This window comes from Flavisphingomonas formosensis, assembly GCF_009755815.1.
GTDB classification, from domain to species: Bacteria; Pseudomonadota; Alphaproteobacteria; order Sphingomonadales; family Sphingomonadaceae; genus Flavisphingomonas; species Flavisphingomonas formosensis.
Window position 1 is genome coordinate 1,130,265 of sequence record NZ_WRPK01000001.1, and the last position, 17,540, is coordinate 1,147,804.

The 17,540-nt window shown below is 67.1% G+C and carries 16 protein-coding genes and 1 pseudogene; 9 read left to right on the forward strand and 8 right to left on the reverse strand.

All coding sequences use genetic code 11. The features are described 5' to 3' along the window. The first annotated feature begins 13 nt into the window (after window positions 1-13). The 3 genes from thrC to GQY20_RS05560 all read left to right on the forward strand — a co-directional run bounded on the left by thrC (window position 14) and on the right by GQY20_RS05560 (window position 3,680). Window positions 14-1,411 (forward strand): threonine synthase, encoded by a 1,398-nt coding sequence (thrC, locus tag GQY20_RS05550; RefSeq protein ID WP_157216181.1) that lies wholly within the window; start codon window positions 14-16, stop codon window positions 1,409-1,411. Further along, a complete protein-coding gene (locus tag GQY20_RS05555) occupies window positions 1,408-2,637 on the forward strand; it encodes a M16 family metallopeptidase (protein ID WP_157215988.1) in 1,230 nt (409 codons plus the stop codon). Before thrC ends, GQY20_RS05555 begins: the two co-directional genes overlap by 4 nt. A 176-nt stretch (window positions 2,638-2,813) precedes the next feature. After that, complete coding sequence (locus GQY20_RS05560) at window positions 2,814-3,680, forward strand: class I SAM-dependent methyltransferase (RefSeq protein ID WP_157215989.1); 867 nt, start codon at window positions 2,814-2,816, stop codon at window positions 3,678-3,680. Window positions 3,681-4,495: 815 nt separating this feature from the next. Here GQY20_RS05560 and GQY20_RS05565 read toward each other — a convergent pair. Next, window positions 4,496-5,062, reverse strand: a pseudogene (locus GQY20_RS05565) (transposase); the annotation flags it as partial. Window positions 5,063-5,283: 221 nt separating this feature from the next. Between GQY20_RS05565 and GQY20_RS05570 the strand changes: the two are divergent. Continuing rightward, window positions 5,284-5,580, forward strand: coding sequence for a hypothetical protein (locus GQY20_RS05570; protein WP_157215990.1), 297 nt, complete (start codon window positions 5,284-5,286; stop codon window positions 5,578-5,580). A gap of 30 nt (window positions 5,581-5,610) precedes the next feature. On the opposite strand, the gene GQY20_RS05575 is transcribed toward GQY20_RS05570, so the two are convergent. The 3 genes from GQY20_RS05575 to GQY20_RS05585 all read right to left on the reverse strand — a co-directional run bounded on the left by GQY20_RS05575 (window position 5,611) and on the right by GQY20_RS05585 (window position 7,403). Next, window positions 5,611-6,258 carry a heme exporter protein CcmB gene (locus GQY20_RS05575; RefSeq protein ID WP_157215991.1) on the reverse strand — a complete coding sequence of 216 codons (648 nt, stop codon included), beginning with the start codon at window positions 6,256-6,258 and terminating at the stop codon, window positions 5,611-5,613. Window positions 6,259-6,408: 150 nt separating this feature from the next. After that, window positions 6,409-6,984, reverse strand: coding sequence for a heme ABC exporter ATP-binding protein CcmA (gene ccmA / locus GQY20_RS05580; protein WP_157216182.1), 576 nt, complete (start codon window positions 6,982-6,984; stop codon window positions 6,409-6,411). Beyond that, window positions 6,981-7,403, reverse strand: coding sequence for a metallopeptidase family protein (locus GQY20_RS05585; protein ID WP_232475893.1), 423 nt, complete (start codon window positions 7,401-7,403; stop codon window positions 6,981-6,983). Before GQY20_RS05585 ends, ccmA begins: the two co-directional genes overlap by 4 nt. 30 nt (window positions 7,404-7,433) lie before the next feature. Between GQY20_RS05585 and GQY20_RS05590 the strand changes: the two genes are divergently transcribed. The 4 genes from GQY20_RS05590 to GQY20_RS05605 all read left to right on the forward strand — a co-directional run bounded on the left by GQY20_RS05590 (window position 7,434) and on the right by GQY20_RS05605 (window position 10,493). After that, on the forward strand, window positions 7,434-7,724 hold the full coding sequence (locus GQY20_RS05590) for a 4a-hydroxytetrahydrobiopterin dehydratase (protein ID WP_157215992.1): 291 nt from the start codon (window positions 7,434-7,436) through the stop codon (window positions 7,722-7,724). Next, window positions 7,721-8,479, forward strand: coding sequence for an ATP-binding cassette domain-containing protein (locus tag GQY20_RS05595; RefSeq protein ID WP_157215993.1), 759 nt, complete (start codon window positions 7,721-7,723; stop codon window positions 8,477-8,479). The genes GQY20_RS05590 and GQY20_RS05595 overlap by 4 nt, the downstream gene beginning before the upstream one ends. A gap of 4 nt (window positions 8,480-8,483) precedes the next feature. After that, entirely contained in the window at window positions 8,484-10,031 is a 1,548-nt protein-coding gene (locus GQY20_RS05600; RefSeq protein ID WP_198350836.1) for an ABC transporter permease/substrate-binding protein, read from the forward strand. Window positions 10,032-10,130: 99 nt separating this feature from the next. Continuing rightward, a complete protein-coding gene (locus GQY20_RS05605; RefSeq protein ID WP_157215995.1) occupies window positions 10,131-10,493 on the forward strand; it encodes a hypothetical protein in 363 nt (120 codons plus the stop codon). Window positions 10,494-10,785: 292 nt separating this feature from the next. Here GQY20_RS05605 and GQY20_RS05610 read toward each other — a convergent pair whose 3' ends face one another. The 4 genes from GQY20_RS05610 to GQY20_RS05625 all read right to left on the reverse strand — a co-directional run bounded on the left by GQY20_RS05610 (window position 10,786) and on the right by GQY20_RS05625 (window position 15,301). Continuing rightward, window positions 10,786-12,840 (reverse strand): TonB-dependent receptor, encoded by a 2,055-nt coding sequence (locus GQY20_RS05610; protein WP_157215996.1) that lies wholly within the window; start codon window positions 12,838-12,840, stop codon window positions 10,786-10,788. A 191-nt stretch (window positions 12,841-13,031) separates the two neighbouring features. Then, window positions 13,032-13,664 (reverse strand): maleylacetoacetate isomerase, encoded by a 633-nt coding sequence (gene maiA, locus GQY20_RS05615; RefSeq protein WP_157215997.1) that lies wholly within the window; start codon window positions 13,662-13,664, stop codon window positions 13,032-13,034. A gap of 21 nt (window positions 13,665-13,685) precedes the next feature. Then, window positions 13,686-14,450: a molybdopterin-binding protein gene (locus GQY20_RS05620; RefSeq protein WP_157215998.1), complete on the reverse strand. Its 765-nt coding sequence runs from the start codon at window positions 14,448-14,450 to the stop codon at window positions 13,686-13,688. Further along, complete coding sequence (locus GQY20_RS05625) at window positions 14,447-15,301, reverse strand: cytochrome b/b6 domain-containing protein (protein ID WP_157215999.1); 855 nt, start codon at window positions 15,299-15,301, stop codon at window positions 14,447-14,449. The genes GQY20_RS05620 and GQY20_RS05625 overlap by 4 nt, the downstream gene beginning before the upstream one ends. Before the next feature lie 210 nt (window positions 15,302-15,511). Here GQY20_RS05625 and GQY20_RS05630 point away from each other — a divergent pair, with 210 nt between their 5' ends. Next, window positions 15,512-17,539 carry a S9 family peptidase gene (locus tag GQY20_RS05630; RefSeq protein ID WP_198350837.1) on the forward strand — a complete coding sequence of 676 codons (2,028 nt, stop codon included), beginning with the start codon at window positions 15,512-15,514 and terminating at the stop codon, window positions 17,537-17,539. Window position 17,540: the final 1 nt, after the last annotated feature.

Below are 17,540 nucleotides of genomic sequence, written 5' to 3' on the forward strand. Positions count from 1 at the left end.
TCGCCGCCGGACCATGCGCTACATCAGCACCCGGGGCCAGGCGCCCGCGCTCGATTTCGAGAATGTCACGCTCGCGGGGCTCGCCTCCGATGGCGGCCTCTATGTGCCCGAAACATGGCCGAGCCTGTCGAAGGACGAGATCGCCGCGTTGCGCGGCCTTTCCTATGTTGACACCGCCGTCGCGGTGATGCGGCCGTTCGTGGCGGGCGTCCTGGACGACGCCGAACTGCGCGCGCTGTGCCAGGCCGCTTATGGCCGCTTCAGCCACGCCGCGGTCACCCCGCTCGTCCAGCTCGACGGGCGGCATTGGCTGCTGGAGCTGTTCCACGGCCCGACGCTCGCTTTCAAGGATGTCGCGCTGCAGCTGCTCGGCCTCCTGTTCGAGCGGTTCCTGAGTCATCGCGACACGCATCTGACGGTGGTCGGCGCCACGTCGGGCGACACCGGCTCGGCGGCGATCGATGCGCTCGCCGGCCGCGCCAAGGTCGACATCTTCATGCTCCACCCGCTCGGTCGCGTGTCCGAGGTGCAGCGGCGGCAGATGACGACGGTGCTCGCGCCCAACGTCCACAATATCGCGATCGAAGGGAGCTTCGACGATGCGCAGGCGATGGTGAAGGCGATGTTCGCCGATGCCGCCTTCGCCGGCCGATTCACCCTAAGCGCGGTCAATTCGATCAACTGGGCGCGGCTGATGGCCCAGATCGTCTATTATTTCTACGCCGCCGTTCGCCTCGGCGCGCCGGATCGGCCGGTTGCCTTCTCGGTGCCGACCGGCAATTTCGGCGATGTCTTCGCCGGCTATGTGGCCGAGCGGATGGGCCTGCCGATCGCCAGGCTGATCGTCGCCACCAACGTCAACGACATTCTTCACCGTGCGCTGTCCGCCGGCGATTATTCGGTCGGATCGGTCACGCCCACCGCCGCGCCTTCGATGGACATCCAGGTCAGCTCCAATTTCGAGCGGCTGCTGTTCGATCTGCACGGCCGCGACGGCGCGGCGCTCGCGGCGGCGATGAAGGGCTTCGAATCGTCGAAGACGCTGGCGATCGGCGATGCGATGCGCGCCGAGGCGGCGCTGCGTTTCTTGAGTGCACGGGTCGACCAGGACGAAATGGCGCTCGCGATGCGCTGGGCGTTCGAATCCGGTGAGGTGATCGATCCGCACACCGCGATCGGCCTTGCCGCCGCACGCAATGCCGATATCGCGCCGGACGTGCCGGTGGTGACCCTGGCGACCGCGCATCCCGCCAAGTTCGTCGACGCGGTCGAGCGGGCGACCGGCCAGCGCCCGCCGCTACCGGCCCGCGTCTCCGGCCTGTTCGAGCGGGAGGAGCGCTACGCCACCCTGCCGGCCACGCTGGAGGCGGTGCAGGGCTTCATCGCGGAGCGGGCGACCCCCACGGCATGAGCGCGCGCCTCCATCGCCTGTCCAACGGCCTCACCATCGCGGTGGAGCCGATGGCGGGCGTCGAGACGGCGAGCGTCGGCCTCTATGCCGATGTCGGCTCGCGCTCGGAGCCGGAGGGATTGAGCGGGCTCGCTCACATGGTCGAGCATATGGTGTTCAAGGGCGCCGGCCCGCGCGACGCGCGCGGCATCGCCGAGGCGATCGAGGATGTCGGCGGATCGATCAACGCCTGGACGGCGCGCGACCACACCGTGTTCCACGCCCGCACCCTGGCGGCGGACCTGCCGCTCGCCGTCGACCTGATCGCCGATCTGGTGCGCGATCCGCTGCTCGACGCCGAGGAGCTGGAGCGCGAAAAGCAGGTCGTGCTCGCGGAGCTCGGCGAGGCGCGCGACACGCCCGACGACATCATCTTCGATCATCTCTACGCGGCCGCCTATCGCGGCCAGACGCTGGGCCTGCCGGTGCTCGGCGACGAGACCAGCATCGCCGCGATCGCCCGTGCCGATTGCGCGCGCTGGATCGCGGACCAGTATCGGCCCGAGGGCCTCGTCCTCGCCGCCGCCGGCAAGGTGGACGAGGAGGCGCTGCTACGCCTGGCCGAGGCGCGGTTCGGCGACATGCTGCCGGGCGCGCCGCCGGCCTGGACGCCCGCACGCTTCGCCGCCGGCACGCATCGCGATCGACGCCGCTTCGATCAGGTCCACATCGCCTTCGCTTATCCCGCGCCTGGTCAGCGCGATCCCGATCTCCATGCCCTGTCGCTCTTTGCCAGCGCGGCGGGCGGCGGCATGTCCTCGCGCCTGTTCCAGGAGCTGCGCGAGGCGCGGGGCCTTGCCTATTCCATCTATGCATGGACGCAGCCTTTTACCGACACCGGCCTGTTCGGCGTTTATTGCGCGGCGGCCAAGACCGATGCCGCCGCCGCCTATGCGCTGGCGCGCGAGGTACTGGCCGATACCGCCGCCACGCTCAGCGAGGCCGAGCTGGAGCGCGCCCGCGCACAGGCGAGGGCCGGGCTGCTGATGGGCCTCGAATCCGTGCAGGCGCGCTGCGACCATCTCGCCCGCCAGATCCAGATCCACGGCCGTATCGTGAGCGCGGCGGAATCGGTGGCGCAGATCGAGGCGGTGACGCTGGATCAGGCCCGTGCCGCCGGCCATGCCGCGCTGGCGGGCGGTGCCGCGGTGGCGACCGTCGGCGGCGTGCTGGCGAAAGCGGCGTGATCCCTCTCTTCTTCATCCTCCCCCGCAGGGGGAGGGGGACCGCGCGTAGCGCGGTGGAGGGGCTCCGGCTTGCAACAAGTGGCCCCTATGAAGACGGCGGAAACCCCTCCACCACCAGCCTGCGGCTGGCGGTCCCCCTCTCCCTCCGGGGGAGGATGAACGGTGGGAGGATGTAAGTGCATCTCCACACCCTCATTACCGAACCCTGGCCCGATTACGCGCTGGTCGACTCCGGCCACGGCCGCAAGCTGGAGCGCTATGGCCGCTATCGCTTCGTCCGGCCCGAGCCGCAGGCGATGTGGGCGCCGGCCTCGCCCGACTGGCGCGCGGACGGGGAGTTCGTCGGTGCCTCGGACGAGGAGGGCGGCGGGCGCTGGACGCTGAACCGCAACGTCCCGCTCGATGGCTGGACGCTCGGCTGGCAGGATGTCCGCTTCCGCGCGCAGAACACGCCCTTCCGCCATCTCGCCTTCTTCCCGGATATGGCGGCGCAATGGGCCTGGATGCGCGAGCGGACGGGCGAGGGCGCCGAGATCCTCAACCTGTTCGGCTATACCGGCGTCGGCAGCCTGGCGTTGGCGGCGAGGGGCGCGCGCATCACCCATGTCGATGCCTCGCGCAAATCGGTGGAGGCGGGCAAGGGCAATGCGCGCCTTTCCGACATGACCGACCGGCCGATCCGCTGGCTGGTGGACGACGCCACCAAATTCACCGCGCGCGAAGTGCGCCGCGGCCGCCGCTATGACGGCATCATGCTCGATCCGCCGAAATTCGGCCGGGGGCCGGATGGTGAGGTCTGGCGGCTGGAGGAGGGGCTGCCCGGCCTGATCGCCGACTGCAGCCGCCTGCTCGACGAGAATTCGCGCTTCCTGGTGCTCACCGTCTATGCGGTCCGCATGTCCGCCCTCGCCATCGCCGAACTCGTCACCCAGGCGACCGCGCCTCTCGGCGGCCGCGTCGAGGCGGGCGAGATGGCGGTGCGGGAAGAGGCGCGGGGGCTGCTGCTGCCGACGGCGATCTTCGCGCGCTGGGTGCGGGATTGAGATCGTCGTTGTCGTTCAATCGATGATGCTGAATTTTATCCAGCTATCCTTGGACAATTTGGATGAAATATACTGTATGACCTTATCGTGATCTATGTCTCCGTTGCCATGAATGGTGAGTTTTATAATTAGCAATGTGCCAGTGATGGCCAATATTTCTCTAAGTTATCTTGAGTATATGATAGAAAAATGAATATTCTTCACAACTTATCTCTTATTGTGGGGGGGGTATTTCTGGGAATAATTCTTGAGAATCACTTCCTGGGCGTCTGCACTGGTTTGAGGATATACCTCAAAAACACGCCTGCTCCGACCGCTAATGCCGACGGGATCGTTGCTCCAAGCATTATAACCATTAAAAATCCGAGCCAAGAGCAACTATCATCGTGGCTCCCGAATACGCATCCAGAAGTAAAGCCGGAAATTAGCGTGAATATTACACCAAAAAGACTCATAATCGAGAAAACCAGATATCGCACCCAGCGGCGGCGGATTTGTGGGATCATAAATCCAGATCCTATAAGTATTAACAGGGCGACACCTGTATGTTCTGTTATAAAATAGATGAATTTTGACACCATATTAAAATACCTTATTTTAATGATGGTGGCATTGCCGAGATATTTATGGGTAGGACAGGCGATGCACAAAAGTTCAAGTCATCATAATCTGAATTCGGTCTGCCGGTAGCGTGCAGCGTGAACATGTCTCTTGCTACCCTCTCGGCAATGAAACGTAAAGGGAACATGAAAGGTGTGGCCTAGGTGCGTTCCCCTCAGAGTCTGATTCGAAATTGATCGGATATTTTTAGGGCGTCTAGCGATGCGCCGTGCGAGGAGTTGGACAGGGGCGGCGAAGAGCCAGGCAGTTACGAAAGCGATGGATCGGTCGAAGTCCTTGGCGAGGCGGCGGTCGGTTGAGCTGTGCCAGGGTGCGCTCGACCAGCCAGCTGCGGGGCAGGACTTCGAAGCCATTGGCGGCATCGGATCGCTTGATGATCTCGATGGTCCACTTGCCGATTTTGGCCAGCGCCTGCTGGAGCTTGTCGCCAGCATATCCGCCATCGGCAAAGACATGCTGCAGCCAAGGGAAGGCGTATCGGTGAAGATGTTCCGCTTGCGGCCCTTCACTTTCTTCCCAGCGTCGTAGCCGCGTGGGCCGCCGGCTTCGGTGGTCTTGACGCTCTGACTATCGATGACGCGCGCGCTGGGCGATGCCTCATGTCTGCAGACCGCGCGCGCCGCCATGACGAGATGATGGTTGAGCGTATGCCACAGGCCATCATCGCGCCCCAGATAGAACCACCGCCGTACCGTCGACACCGACGGGAAGCACGGCGGCAGCATCCGCAACGGCAGCCCTCCGCGAAGTAGGTACAGGATGAGAAGATCGGATTCCTCTTTCTATATGATGACGATAGGGTTGAAGAAACTCAGTTTTCTCTCAAGGGAGCGGCGGCCGCCGTCGATCGCGTGAGGGTGCTTGTTGAAGAGCGTCGTAAACGCGGGGATCAACTCTACGATTTTATTCCGTAGATCGGATGAAGGTGCTCGCGCTCGACTGCACTTCGATTTTATTCATACGAAACGAATGGGAGAGCGGAATGGACGAAACGTCGGTTCTTTATTTCGTCGGTATCATCATCGGAATCTATTTTCTCACCTACCATATCGGAAAAATTGCGAACCGACGCAAGCGGCTGTGGGCAATGGTCGGCGCTTTAATGCTTCCTATAGTGGCTGCGATAATTTTTTATCTATCGCTCGTCTGGGGAGTGTGGTGGGATCCCGACTTCAGCTTCTGGGGCGGCTTGATGCTGCTCCTTTTGATGGTGAGCGTGGCGATAGTCCCAATTTGGGCGCTCATGGCGTTGGGCTATTGGGCAGGACGGAAACTCTGATCGCCTCTTCCGATCGAAACCCGATCCGGCCTAGCTCCGCCCCGCCCGGATCGCGGCGCCGGTCGCGAAGGGGGCGATCGCCAGCAGCAGCAGCGAGGCGGCGGCGAGGAGCTTGAGGGCGCCCATGCCGTCGTCGCCGAGCGCGCCCGCGCCGAAGATCAGCACCGGCACGGCCAGCGGCAGCATCAGCAGGCCCGCCAGCGCGCCCGCGCCGCTGAGGCCGGCAGTCAGCGCGGCGGTGGTCAGCGCCAGCGCGGCGAGGCCGGGCGTGCCGATGGCAAGGCCGAGCTCGAGCCGGACCAGCGTCGCGCCCTCCAGCCGGAGCAGCGCGGCGGCGGGCAAGGCGGCGAGCATCAGAGGCGGGCCGAAGCTCAGCCAGTGGGCGGCGATCTTGGCCAGCGCCACCGTCTCCTCGCTGATACCGCGCACCGCATGCTGATCCAGCACGCCCGCCTCGCGGTCCGGCGCGATCAGCCGGTCGATCGGCAGCAGCGCGGCGAGCAGCGCCGCCATCCACAGCGCGCCGCCGCCGGTCCTGGCGAGCAGCGGCCCGTCCGGCCCGACCGCGAAGGGAAAGAGCGTGGCGACGAGCAGGAAGAAGACGAGCGGCAGCCAGGCGCGCCCGCCGGCATAAGCGAGGCGCAGGTCGCGCAGCAGGATGGCGGTGAAGGCGGTCATTCTCTCACCTTCCTCCGTTCGGTTCGAGCGAAGTCGAGAACCGCGCCCGAGCGCAGTCGAGGACCTTTGGCCTCGATTTCTCGCCTACGCTCGAAAGGGGTTCTCGACTTCGCTCGAACCGAACGGGAGAGAGAGGGCATGATTCCGTGCTCATGTCAGCGCGATCTGCCGGGCGTCGTCCAGCCCGAGCGGCTGGTGCGTCGCGGTGAGGATGATGCCGCCCCCGGCCCGATGCGCGGTCATGGCGGCGCTGAGGCGTTCCAGCGAGGCGGTGTCGAGGCCGTTGCCGGGTTCGTCGAGCAGCCAGATCGCCGCGCGGCCGGCGATCACGCGGGCAAGCGTCGCGCGCTTGCGCTGGCCGGTGGAGAGCAGGCGCACGGGCACCGGGGCGAGGGGGGCCAGCGCCATCGCGTCCAGCGCGCGCTCCACCTCGGCCTGGCCGACGCCGTCCAGCCGCGCCCAGAAGCCGAGCGCGTCCGCCAAGGTCGCGTCGCTGTCCAGCGCCGCCTGCTCGGCCGCCAGCGCGGTGCCGCCGAAATGCTCGATCTCGCCCGCTGCGGCGCGCAGCAGGCCGGCGGCGAGCCGCAGCAGGCTGGACTTGCCGGTGCCGTTCGGCCCGGTCACCAGCCCCGCCTCGCCGGGGCCGAGCGCGAAGCTTAGCCGTTCGAACAGCAGGCGGCCGCCGCGCAGGCACGCGACGCCGTGAAAGGCGAGGCGCGCGCTCAGTCCTCCTGCTCCAGCCGGTGCATGTCCGCGTCGGAGAAACCAAAATGATGGCCGACCTCGTGGATCAGCACATGGGTGACGAGCCGTTCCAGCGATTCGCCGGTCTCGGCCCATTCGTCGAGCAGCGGGCGGCGATAGAGGAAGATCATGTCCGGCATCGCACCCGATTCGAACACGCTCTTCTCGCCCAGCGGGCGGCCCATATAGAGGCCGGAGAGCGCGAACGGATCCTCGATCCCCATCTCCGCCAGCACGTCATCCTCCGCAAATTCCTCGACGCGCAGGACGATATCGCTCAGATGCACGCGGAACATTTCGGGCAGCCGCGCGATGGCGTCTCGCGCGATCGCCTCGATCTGGTCGAGGCTGGGGGCCAGGGTTTCGGGCTTGTGGTTCATGATGTGGCCGACATAAGCCATCATCGACGCGGAACAAAGGAGAGCGGGTAGATGATCGAGCAGTTGAACGATACCGAACGCGCCGAGGCCCTCGATGGCCTGCCCGACTGGGATTATGACGAGGCGCGCGATGCGATCACGCGCACCATCACCTTCGCCGATTTCTCCGAGGCGTTCGGTTTCATGACGCGCGTCGCGCTGGCCGCGGAAAAGGCCGACCATCATCCCGAATGGTCCAATGTGTGGAACCGGGTGGAGATATTGCTGACCACCCATGATGCGGGGGGCCTTTCGCATCGCGATATCGCCATGGCGGAAGCGATCGACGCGATGGTGGGGTGAGCGAAGCCGCCATCCGGTTCTATGGGGTGACGAAGCGCCGCGGCGGTCGTGCCGTGGTCGATGCCGTCACCCTGGAGATCGCGGCGGGCGCCTTTGTCGCGCTGGTGGGGACGTCCGGGGCCGGCAAATCCACCTTGCTCAAGATGGTCAACCGGCTGGTCGAGCCGGATGCGGGCCACGTCGCGGCGCTGGGCGCCGACGTGGCGGGGGAGGACGCGCCCGCACTGCGCCGCCGGATCGGCTATGTCTTCCAGAATGTCGGCCTGTTCCCGCATCTCAGCGTGGCCGAGAATATCGCCATAGCCACGAGGCTGGGTGGCGGGCCGGTGGACGTGCCTGCGCTGCTCGATCTGGTCGGCCTGCCGGCGGATTATGGCGCGCGCATGCCGCGGGCACTGTCGGGCGGCGAACAGCAGCGTGTCGGCGTCGCCCGTGCGCTCGCGGGCGGCGCGCGGCTGATGCTGATGGACGAGCCGTTCGGCGCGCTCGATCCGGTGACGCGCGACCAGCTCGGCAGCACCTATCGCGCTCTGCACGACCGGCTGGGCCTTACGACGATGCTGGTCACGCACGACATGGCGGAGGCGCTGCTGCTCGCGACACGCGTGCTGGTGATGGCCGACGGGCGGATCGTCGCCGATGCGACCCCGGCCGAGATGATCGCCGGCCGCGCGGGGCCGGAGGCGGCCGCCCTGGTCGCGGTGCCCCGCGCGCAGGCGGAGCGGCTGGCCATGCTCGCGCGGGGCGAGGGATAAGCGCATGAGCCCGCGCCTTGCCGCCGCGCTGGATCCGCTGCCGGGGCTCGTCGCCAGCCATGTGCTGATCTCGGCCGCCGCGCTGGCGCTGGCGCTGGCGATCAGCCTGCCGCTGGCGCTCGCCTCGGCGCGGCGGCCGGCGCTGGGGCGGGTCGCGCAGGCGATTGCGGGGGTGGTCCAGACGATCCCCGGTCTCGCGCTGCTCGCGCTCTTCTATCCGCTGCTGCTTGCCCTGTCGGCGCTGGTCGGGGGCGGCATACCGGCGCTCGGCTTCTTGCCGTCGCTGCTTGCGCTGGCGCTCTATGCGGTGCTGCCGATCCTGCGCGGCGGCGTCACCGGGCTGACCGGCATCGATCCGGCGGTGATCGAGGCGGCGGATGGCGTGGGGATGACGCGGCGGCAGCGCCTGCGCCTCGTCGAGCTGCCGCTGGCCGCGCCGGTGCTGATGGGCGGCATCCGCACCGCGGCGGTCTGGACGATCGGAGCGGCGACCTTGGCGACGACGGTCGGTCAGCCAAGTCTCGGCAATCTGATCTTCGCCGGGCTGCAGACCGAGAACACGGTGCTGGTGCTGGTCGGCTGCATCGCCGCCGCGGCGCTGGCGCTGGTGGCGGACGGCCTGCTCGGGCTCGTCGAGCGGGGCCTCGCCCGGCGCCGCGCGCTCGGCGCCTGGATCGCGGGCGGGGTGCTGCTGCTCGGCATCGGCGCGGCGCTCGCTACCACGCTCGCGCCCGCGCGGCCGGTGGTTACGGTCGGCGCCAAGAATTTCTCGGAGCAATATATCCTCGCCCGGCTGATCGGCCGGCGGCTGGAGGCGGCCGGCTATGCCGTGCGCTACAAGGAGGGGCTGGGTTCCGCCGTCGCCTTTCGCGCGCTCGCGGGCGGCGATGTCGACGTCTATGTCGATTATGCCGGCACGCTGTGGGCCAATGAGATGGGCCGGCGCGACGTGGCGCCGCGCGCGGCCATGATCGCCGCGATCGATCGCTGGATGGCGGCCGGTGGCAGGGGCAGGCTGGTCGGTCCGCTCGGTTTCGAAAATGCCTATGCGCTGGCGATGCGCGGGGCGGATGCGCGGCGGCTGCATGTCGCGACCATCGCCGATCTGGCGCCGATCGCGCCGCGCCTGCGCCTGGCTAGCGATCTCGAATTTCTCGACCGGCCGGAATGGGCGGCGCTACGAGACGCCTATGGGCTGCGCTTCGCCGACATGCGGAGCTATGCGCCGAGCTTCATGTATCGCGCGCTGACCGGCGGCCAGGCGGACGTGATCTCGGCCTTCTCCTCGGACGGGCGGATCGCGGCGGACGGGCTGGTCGTGCTCGCCGATCCGAAGGGCGCGGCGCCGGGTTACGACGCGCTGCTGCTCGCAGCGCCGGGCCGCGCGCGCGATGCCCGTTTCCTGGCCGCGCTGGGCCCGCTGGTCGGTGCCATCCCGGTGGAGAGGATGCGCGCCGCCAACTATTCGGTCGATCGCGATTCCGCCAAGACGACGCCCGAAGAAGCGGCGCGCCGGCTGGAAGGGGAACTCCCGAATCGCATCTCGCGTTGATCTTCGCTTTCGGGTTATGCTCGGGATGGTCCCGGAGTCGCAGATGCCGGATTTACCGGCACGGTTCCCATAACCCGGGGCTGGAGAGGATGGCGACGCATGAAGACGTTCGTCCGGGCCTTGGCCCTGTTTGCGATGGTGGCTTTACCGACAACCTATGTATGCGCGCAGGCCGTTCCGCCGCTGCCTGCGGATCTGCGCGATGCCGCGGCCGTGGCCTGCGTGCGGATCGACGATCGTGGCTGGGTGTCCGGCGCGTTCCTGATCCAGTCGACCGGGGAGGACGGCAAGGATCGTGAGCTCGTCAACTGGATCCGGCAGTTGCGTTGGCCGCATGTGAAGCCGGGCGAGCAGCGTAACCGCTGGGCGCCGATGCCGATCGCGGTCGGCGATGCCACGGTGCCCAGCGCGCCGCACAGCTGCGCTCCCAAGGCAGTCGAGGCGGACGTCACGACGCTATAGGAACGCTGCCAAGCGATTTCCCTCCGTTCGTCCTGAGCGAAGCCCAGGCCAACAAAGGCGTGTGTTCTCGACTGCGCTCGAAAGGGTCTCTCGGCTTCGCTCGGGACGAACGGCTTGGTGCGATCGACGTAAACCGGACGCCGGCGGCCAAAAAAAAGGCCGACCCGAGGGCCGGCCTAAGTCTTAGGAGAGGATGCCTGAAAAGGCCCGGCCCTGTTGCGGCGCAGCAGGCCGTTTCTCAAGTGCGAAAGATGACGCGCATATTGCGTTGAACGCACGCGATAAAGTGCGATCAACGCATTCCGTAGCGGAAACCGATCCAGAGCGTGCGCGGGGTTGCACGCTCGATCAAATTTGCGCCTGAAATAGTTGCATCTACACGCGTGTTGGTGACGTTCTCGCCGCGCAGCTGGAGGCTGAAATCGTGCCGGAGCGGGACATTCACCACGGCATCGAGCGTCACCGCGTTCTTCAGCGTGCGGCTGTTCTGATCGTCCTCATACTGATTCGCGACATAGCGCAGGGTGAGCGCCGCGGAGGGGCCGAGCGGGCGCGCCCAGCCGAGCGTGGCGCTCGCCTGACTCTTGGGCGTTTGCGCGGGACGCAATCCATCGAGCGGCGCGGCGATGCCCGAGGCGCGTACCCGTGCATCGACATAGGCATAGGATGCGTCGACGCTCCATTGGCCATAGGAGACATGGCCGTCCAGCTCGATCCCGCGCGAGCGGATCGCGTCGAGGTTCAGCCGCTCGCGATAGACGCCGCCGGCTGCGACGAAGCCGACGCCAGGGAAGGTGCCGGGGCCAGTGCCGAGCGTGACGTTGCCGATCGCATCCTCGAGCTTGTTCCAGAACAGGGTGGCGCCGAAGCGGACGGTGGAGATGGGCGAATAGTCCGCCCCGGCCTCGACGCCCTTCATCCGCTCGGGCTTCAGCGCGGCATTGGCGGCGGTGGCGTCGGCGCCCGCGCGGAACGGGCGGTAGAGTTCGTTGAGCGTCGGCAGGCGCCAGCCGAGATAGGCTGCGCTGCGCAGCGTGACCGAACCCATCGGCTTCCAGGCGATGCCGACGCGCCCGGTGGGACGCCAGCCGTGGCGATCGGCGAAATTGGCATTGGTCAGCACCGCGCCGGTCGCCAGCGTATTCTCGTGCAGGAAGCCGTTGTCGATCGCCCAGCGATCGATGCGCGCGCCGCCGGTCAGGGTCAGCGTGTCGCCGGGCATCACGCTCAGCTCCGCGAAGGCGCCGCTGTCATAGGTGGTGCCGCCGGCATTGCGCCGCCGCGTCGGCGCGCCCGCGACGAAGGTGTAGAGTTCCTTGGTCTCGCCATTGGTCCGCCGCCAGTCCGCGCCGAGGCGCAGCTCGATCCCCGTGCCGATCGGCGGGCGTATCTCGAACCGGCCGCCGATCCCGGTCGCCGGGACCGAATATTGATCGAGCGACTGGGTGACGGTAGTGCGCGCCGCGTTGACGCTGGCGAACTGGCTGGAGAAAGCGCGCGTCTGCAGCCAGGCGAGCGCCTCCCAGCCCCAATGCCCCTTGCCGACCAGGCGCACGCTCGCGTCCGCGCCGGTGGTGGCATTGTCGGTGAAATCCGTGCCGCGATCGCGCGTGTCGCGGAAGACGAGGCCGTTGACCTGTAACTCGGTATCCGGGCTGACCGGCACCACCGCGCGGCCGGCGAAGCTGTATTGCTCATAGGGCGCGGCGCGGTCCACGGGGCCGCGATCCTGGCGGATGATCGGCACGAAGCCGTCGCCGCGCGCATAGCTGCCCGAAAGGCTGGCGAAGCCGCCGCCGAGCCGGCCCGAGACGCCGGCATCCGCATCCACGCTGTTGCGGCTGCCATAGGCGAAATCGGCCCAGATCGGATCGAGATCGTTCGGCCCCGCGCTCGACAGCTCGATCGTGCCGGCCAGCGCGCCCGGTCCATAGACGCCGCTGCCGCCGCCGCGCGTCACCCGCGCATAGCCGAGCCGTGTTGCGTCATAGGCAGCCCAGCTCACCCAGCCGCCGAACGGATCGGTCTGCGGCACTCCGTCCAGCAGCACCAGCGCGCGCGATGACGCGTTGCCGCCGAGCCCGCGCAAAGTCGCGCCCTGGCTGGTCGGATGTGCCGAACGTGCGTCCGACCGGCGATATTGGGCGAAGCCGGATGCGTCGCGCAAAATATCCTCCAGTCGCCCGCTTGCCGACTGCGCGATGCGCGTGCGGTCGATGGTGACGACATCATAGGCGGCATCGCCGGCGGCCGGCGCGAGGCCGGTGCCGGTGACGACGATCTCGGGATCGGCGGCAAAGGCAGGATGCGCTGCGAACAGCAGCGGAAGCAGGACCAGGCGACGCACGATTTTCCCCCTTATGTCTTGGCCGATGGCTTGCGCAGTGTGGCTGCTTAGGCGGGGAGGTTCGAAATGTCATGGTCCTGACGCGCACCTCGTTCGAAAGGAGGAGACGGGAAGGGGCAGGCGTTTGACCGCATGGCGGCATGGGCCCTTTCCCTTGATAAGAGGGGCATGCTGCAAGATCGTGAACCGCTCTAGACCCGATCCGGATGCGTCGCCGCAAATGCCTCGATCGCCATCGCGGCCGCCTCGATCGCCAGAAGCGTCGGATATTCGTCGACCGGAACGTGGAAGCGCCGCGCGTTGAAGAGCTGCGGGATCAGGCAGGCGTCGGCGATGCCGGGCGCATCGCCAGAGAGGAAGCGAGTGCCGTCGGCCTGCGCCATCGTCTCCAGTGCCGCGAAGCCCTCGGCGATCCAGTGAGCGATCCACGCATCGCGCGCGGGCGCGTCGGCGCCGAGCTCGTCTTGGACGTAGCGTAGCACGCGCAGATTGTTGATCGGGTGGACGTCCGCCGCGATCACCAGCGCCTTGGCGAGCACGCGGGCGCGCGCGGCCGGATCCTTCGGCACCATCGGCGGCTCCGGGAAGCGCGCGTCGAGATAGTCGATGATCGCCAGGCTCTGGGTCAGCGCCAGCCCGTCAATTTCGAGGGTCGGCACGATGCCCTGCGGATTGAGTGCGCGATAGGCGGATTCGCGATGCGCGCCCTCCAGCAGGTTCACCCTGGCGTGGACATAGTCGACGCCCTTCAGCGCCAGCACGATGCGGACGCGCCATGCCGCGGACGATCGGAAATAATCATGCAGGATAATCGCTTCGGCCATCGCAGCCCCGAATCCGACGGATCAGATGCCGCCGTACCATTCATAGTCGTGGCTGTCCTCCCAATAGCCGCCCTTGCCCTGGCCGATGCCGGCCAGGCTCGCCACCGCCTCCACCCGCATCACATATTTGGCGTGCTTGTAGCCCAGCATCCGCTCGACGCGCAGGCGCAGCGGCGCGCCGTTGGCGACAGGCAGCATCCGGCCGTTCATCCCCCAGGCGAGGATGGTCTGCGGATGGAAGGCATCGATGAGGTCGATCGATTCATAATAGGGCACCGGTCCGAACGTGTCGGCGCAGTGGAAGACGATGTAGCGCGCGCTCTGCCGCATGCCCGCCGCATCGAGCAGCAGCTTGAGCGGCACGCCCGTCCACTGGCCGATCGCGCTCCAGCCCTCGACGCAATCGTGGCGGGTGATCTGGGTGCGCGTCGGCAGGCGCCGGATCGCGTCGAGCGAGAGGGAGAGCGGCCGCGCGACCAGCCCGTCGACTTGCAGCCGCCACTCGCGAAAGCCGCTGGCGAGATGGCGCTGATAGTCGGCCGAGGCGGGCATGCGGTTGCCGTTGGCGCGGAAGATGGGGGACATGTCGGCGGCCGTATATTCGCGGGCCAGCGCGCCGCGATCGGAGATCAGCCGCTGTGCCCGCATCGTCAGCCGCTCGGCCCCGCGCAGCGTCTCGCGGAAATCGTCGTTACGGTTCAGCCGGTCGCAGCCGGCGAGCAGCAGCCCACCGGTGCCGGCGGCGATCGATCCGATCAGGCGGCGGCGGGAGAGGGAGAGGCTCATGCGCCGGCCTCCGGACGGATGCGGTAGCGGCCGGTGATCATCGACCGGATCTCATTATACGGCCCGGCGAGCAGCACCATCGCGAGGTGTACGACGATGAACGTCACCAGACCCATCGCGCAGAGGAAGTGGATCGACCGCGCCGAGGCACGTCCGCCGAACAGGGTGAGCAGCCAGGGCCAGGCTGCGTCCATCGCCGGCGACATGGTGAGGCCGGTCAGCACGATCAGCGGCAGGAGGCCGAACAGCACGCTGCAATAAGCGAGCTTCTGCAGGATGTTGTAGCGCAGCGCCGCTTCGCCGCGGGGGAAGCGCAGCCGGGCATGGTCCTTGACGTCCTGCCAGATGTGGCGCGGCGCGAGTTCGGCCCGCCGCGGCGCGAGGTCGCGGCGGGCATGGCCGCTCGCGAAGCTCCACAGCCAGTAGAGCAGCCCGGGGACGACCAGCAGCCAGGCGAAGGCGAGATGCCAGCGTCGCGCGCCGGCGAGGTCGTAATAGGAAGGGATGGTCGCCCACCAGGGAAAGGCACGTGTCCGCTCCTGTCCGTCCCGGTCCTTCCAACGGCCGAGCACGCCGGTGGTATCGAACCGCCGGTCACCGATCTGCACGATGCCCGTCGTCGGCGTCGCGCCGATCTGCAGCCAGGGGCGATCGAAATTGGCACCATATTGGCCCCAGTAGAGCCGCGGATGGGCGTTGAAGATCATGAGGCCGCTCATCAGCATCACGAAGAGGGTGAGCGCGTTCAGCCAATGCCACAGCCGGGTCGCCAGGCGATGGCGCAGGACGAGCCGGCCTTTCGCGGGCGGCGGCGTTTCCGCGGCCGGTGCCTCCGATGCTGCGCTTGCCATGGTCGTCCTTCCCTCGCTCGTTGCAGCTTAGCATCCTCCAGTACGATGGCGAAGCGCGCTTGGTTTCAGCACGGTCATCGCAGTTGCGTTCTCAACTCGGCAATGCGAGCCTCGCCAGCGCGATTCACGAGGGGGAAAAGCATGGGCTTTCTGCGACGTGCCTGTTCGTCTGTCGTCCCCCGGGGCCTTCTCCCGCTTGCGGCAGAGGGCTTGAGAAGCGCCTTCCTCGGTTTCGCCGCCACCCTCCTCGCCACCCCCGCGCTGGCCGCGTCCGCGCCGATGAGCGTCGACGACATCCTTCGCTACGAAGACATCGCCGATCCGGCCTTCTCGCCCGATGGCGCCTCGATCGTCTATGCGGTGACCTCGGCCGACGCCAAGAAGAAGGCGAGCGTCCAGCATATCTGGCGTGCGCGCTGGGCCGGCGGGCCGGCGCAGCGGATCGACCGGGCAGGTGATGCGAGCGCCTGGCAGCCGCATTATAGCGCGGACGGCCGCTGGATCGGCTATCTGAGCGATCAGAAGAGCAAGGCCTCGCCCGATGACGACAATGCGGCCAAGGCCGCCAAGGCGGACGACGACGACGGCGATACGCAGCTCTGGATCATGCCGGCCGCCGGCGGCCCGGGGCGGCAGGTCAGCCGCGTGCCCGGCGGCATCAGCGATTACAGCCTTTCGCCCGACGGCCGCCAGGCGGTGGTGGTCGCGGAGACCGGCGGCATCGCCGGGGACGAGAGCGATCCGCCGCCGCCGGTCGTCATCGACCGCTTCTATTTCAAGGAGGATGGACGCGACTATATCGACGCGCGCACCCAGCAGCTTTTCCTGGTCGATCTGAAGACCGGCAAGGCGCGGCAGATCACCAGCGGCGCACGCGATTACTGGATGCCCGAATGGTCGCCCGACGGAAAATGGATCGCTGCGGTTGGCAAGGGCAATGACGCGGCCGACCGCACTTTCGATTATGACGTCTATCTTATCCCCGCCTCAGGCGGCGCGCCGCGCCGGATCAGCGACTTTCCAGGGGCGGACAATGATCCCGGCTGGGAATCCCGCCTTGCATGGTCGCCCGATTCCACCAGGCTGGCTTGGGTGGAAGGCGGCGAGGACAAGTGGATCTATTACAGCCCTTATCAGCTCGCCTGGGCGGATGTGGCGACCGGCGCGATCACGCGGCCGGCGCGGATCGACCGCTCCTTCACTCATCCGCGCTGGTCGGCAGACGGCAAGTCGATCTTTGCACTGATCGAGAACAGCCGCGACACGCTGCTCGCGCGCGTGGACGCGAAGGACGGCGCGATTTCCTATCTGACCCGGGGCAGCCGCTTCGCGCTCGACTTCGCGGTCGGCCTCGGCGACCGCATCGCGGTCGGGGACGGCGACGTGAACACTCCGCTCGCGCTGCGTACGGTGGAGTCCGTGCCGAGGGTGCTGAGCGCGCAATATGGCTGGGTGAAAGACCGCCGATTGGCCGAGACGCGTGACCTCTCCTTCGAGAGTGACGGACAACGGATCGATGCACAGCTCGTGCTGCCGCTCGGCTATCAGCCAGGCAAACGCTATCCGCTGATCGTGCGGCTGCACGGCGGCCCGGTCTATCAGTTCAGTCACGAGTTCATGGCCGACTGGCAGATCTACGCCGCGAACGGCTATGCCGTGCTCGGCATCAATCCGCGCGGCTCCTCGGGCCGCGGCTTCGATTTCGCGCGGGCCATCTATGCCGATTGGGGCGGGCCCGACGTCAGGGACATCAAGGCCGGGATCGATCATGTGATCGCACTCGGCATCGCCGACCCGGATCGCATCGGCACCGGCGGCTGGAGCTATGGCGGTATCCTGACCGACTATATGATCGCCAGCGAGCCGCGGCTGAAGGCGGCAATCAGCGGCGCCGGCCTCGGCAACGTCTTCGGCACCTGGGGGGCGGACATGTATGCCCGCGAATATCTGCACGAGCTCGGCACGCCGTGGGGCAATGTGGATACCTACAAGAAGCTGAGCTATCCCTTCTTCCACGCGGACAGGATCAAGGTGCCCACGCTGTTCGAATGCGCGGGCCGTGATTTCAACGTGCCGTGCATCGGGGCCGAGCAGATGTACCTCGCCTTGAAGACCAACGACGTGCCGAGCCGGCTAGTCGTCTATCCGGGCGAGAATCACGGCCTCACCGTGCCGCGCTACATTCGGGATCGCATGCAGCGGAACCTGGACTGGTATGATCTCTGGCTGAAGCGGTGAA

Coding starts and splice junctions, on each gene's coding strand:
- GQY20_RS05605 (WP_157215995.1), top strand. CDS start 10,131: ATGAAGACGTTCGTCCGGGCCTTGGCCCTGTTTGCGATGGTGGCTTTA.
- maiA (WP_157215997.1), bottom strand. CDS start 13,664: ATGGCCGAAGCGATTATCCTGCATGATTATTTCCGATCGTCCGCGGCA.
- GQY20_RS05585 (WP_232475893.1), bottom strand. CDS start 7,403: ATGGCTTATGTCGGCCACATCATGAACCACAAGCCCGAAACCCTGGCC.
- GQY20_RS05620 (WP_157215998.1), bottom strand. CDS start 14,450: ATGAGCCTCTCCCTCTCCCGCCGCCGCCTGATCGGATCGATCGCCGCC.
- GQY20_RS05600 (WP_198350836.1), top strand. CDS start 8,484: ATGAGCCCGCGCCTTGCCGCCGCGCTGGATCCGCTGCCGGGGCTCGTC.
- GQY20_RS05555 (WP_157215988.1), top strand. CDS start 1,408: ATGAGCGCGCGCCTCCATCGCCTGTCCAACGGCCTCACCATCGCGGTG.
- GQY20_RS05590 (WP_157215992.1), top strand. CDS start 7,434: ATGATCGAGCAGTTGAACGATACCGAACGCGCCGAGGCCCTCGATGGC.
- GQY20_RS05575 (WP_157215991.1), bottom strand. CDS start 6,258: ATGACCGCCTTCACCGCCATCCTGCTGCGCGACCTGCGCCTCGCTTAT.
- thrC (WP_157216181.1), top strand. CDS start 14: ATGCGCTACATCAGCACCCGGGGCCAGGCGCCCGCGCTCGATTTCGAG.
- GQY20_RS05570 (WP_157215990.1), top strand. CDS start 5,284: ATGGACGAAACGTCGGTTCTTTATTTCGTCGGTATCATCATCGGAATC.
- GQY20_RS05625 (WP_157215999.1), bottom strand. CDS start 15,301: ATGGCAAGCGCAGCATCGGAGGCACCGGCCGCGGAAACGCCGCCGCCC.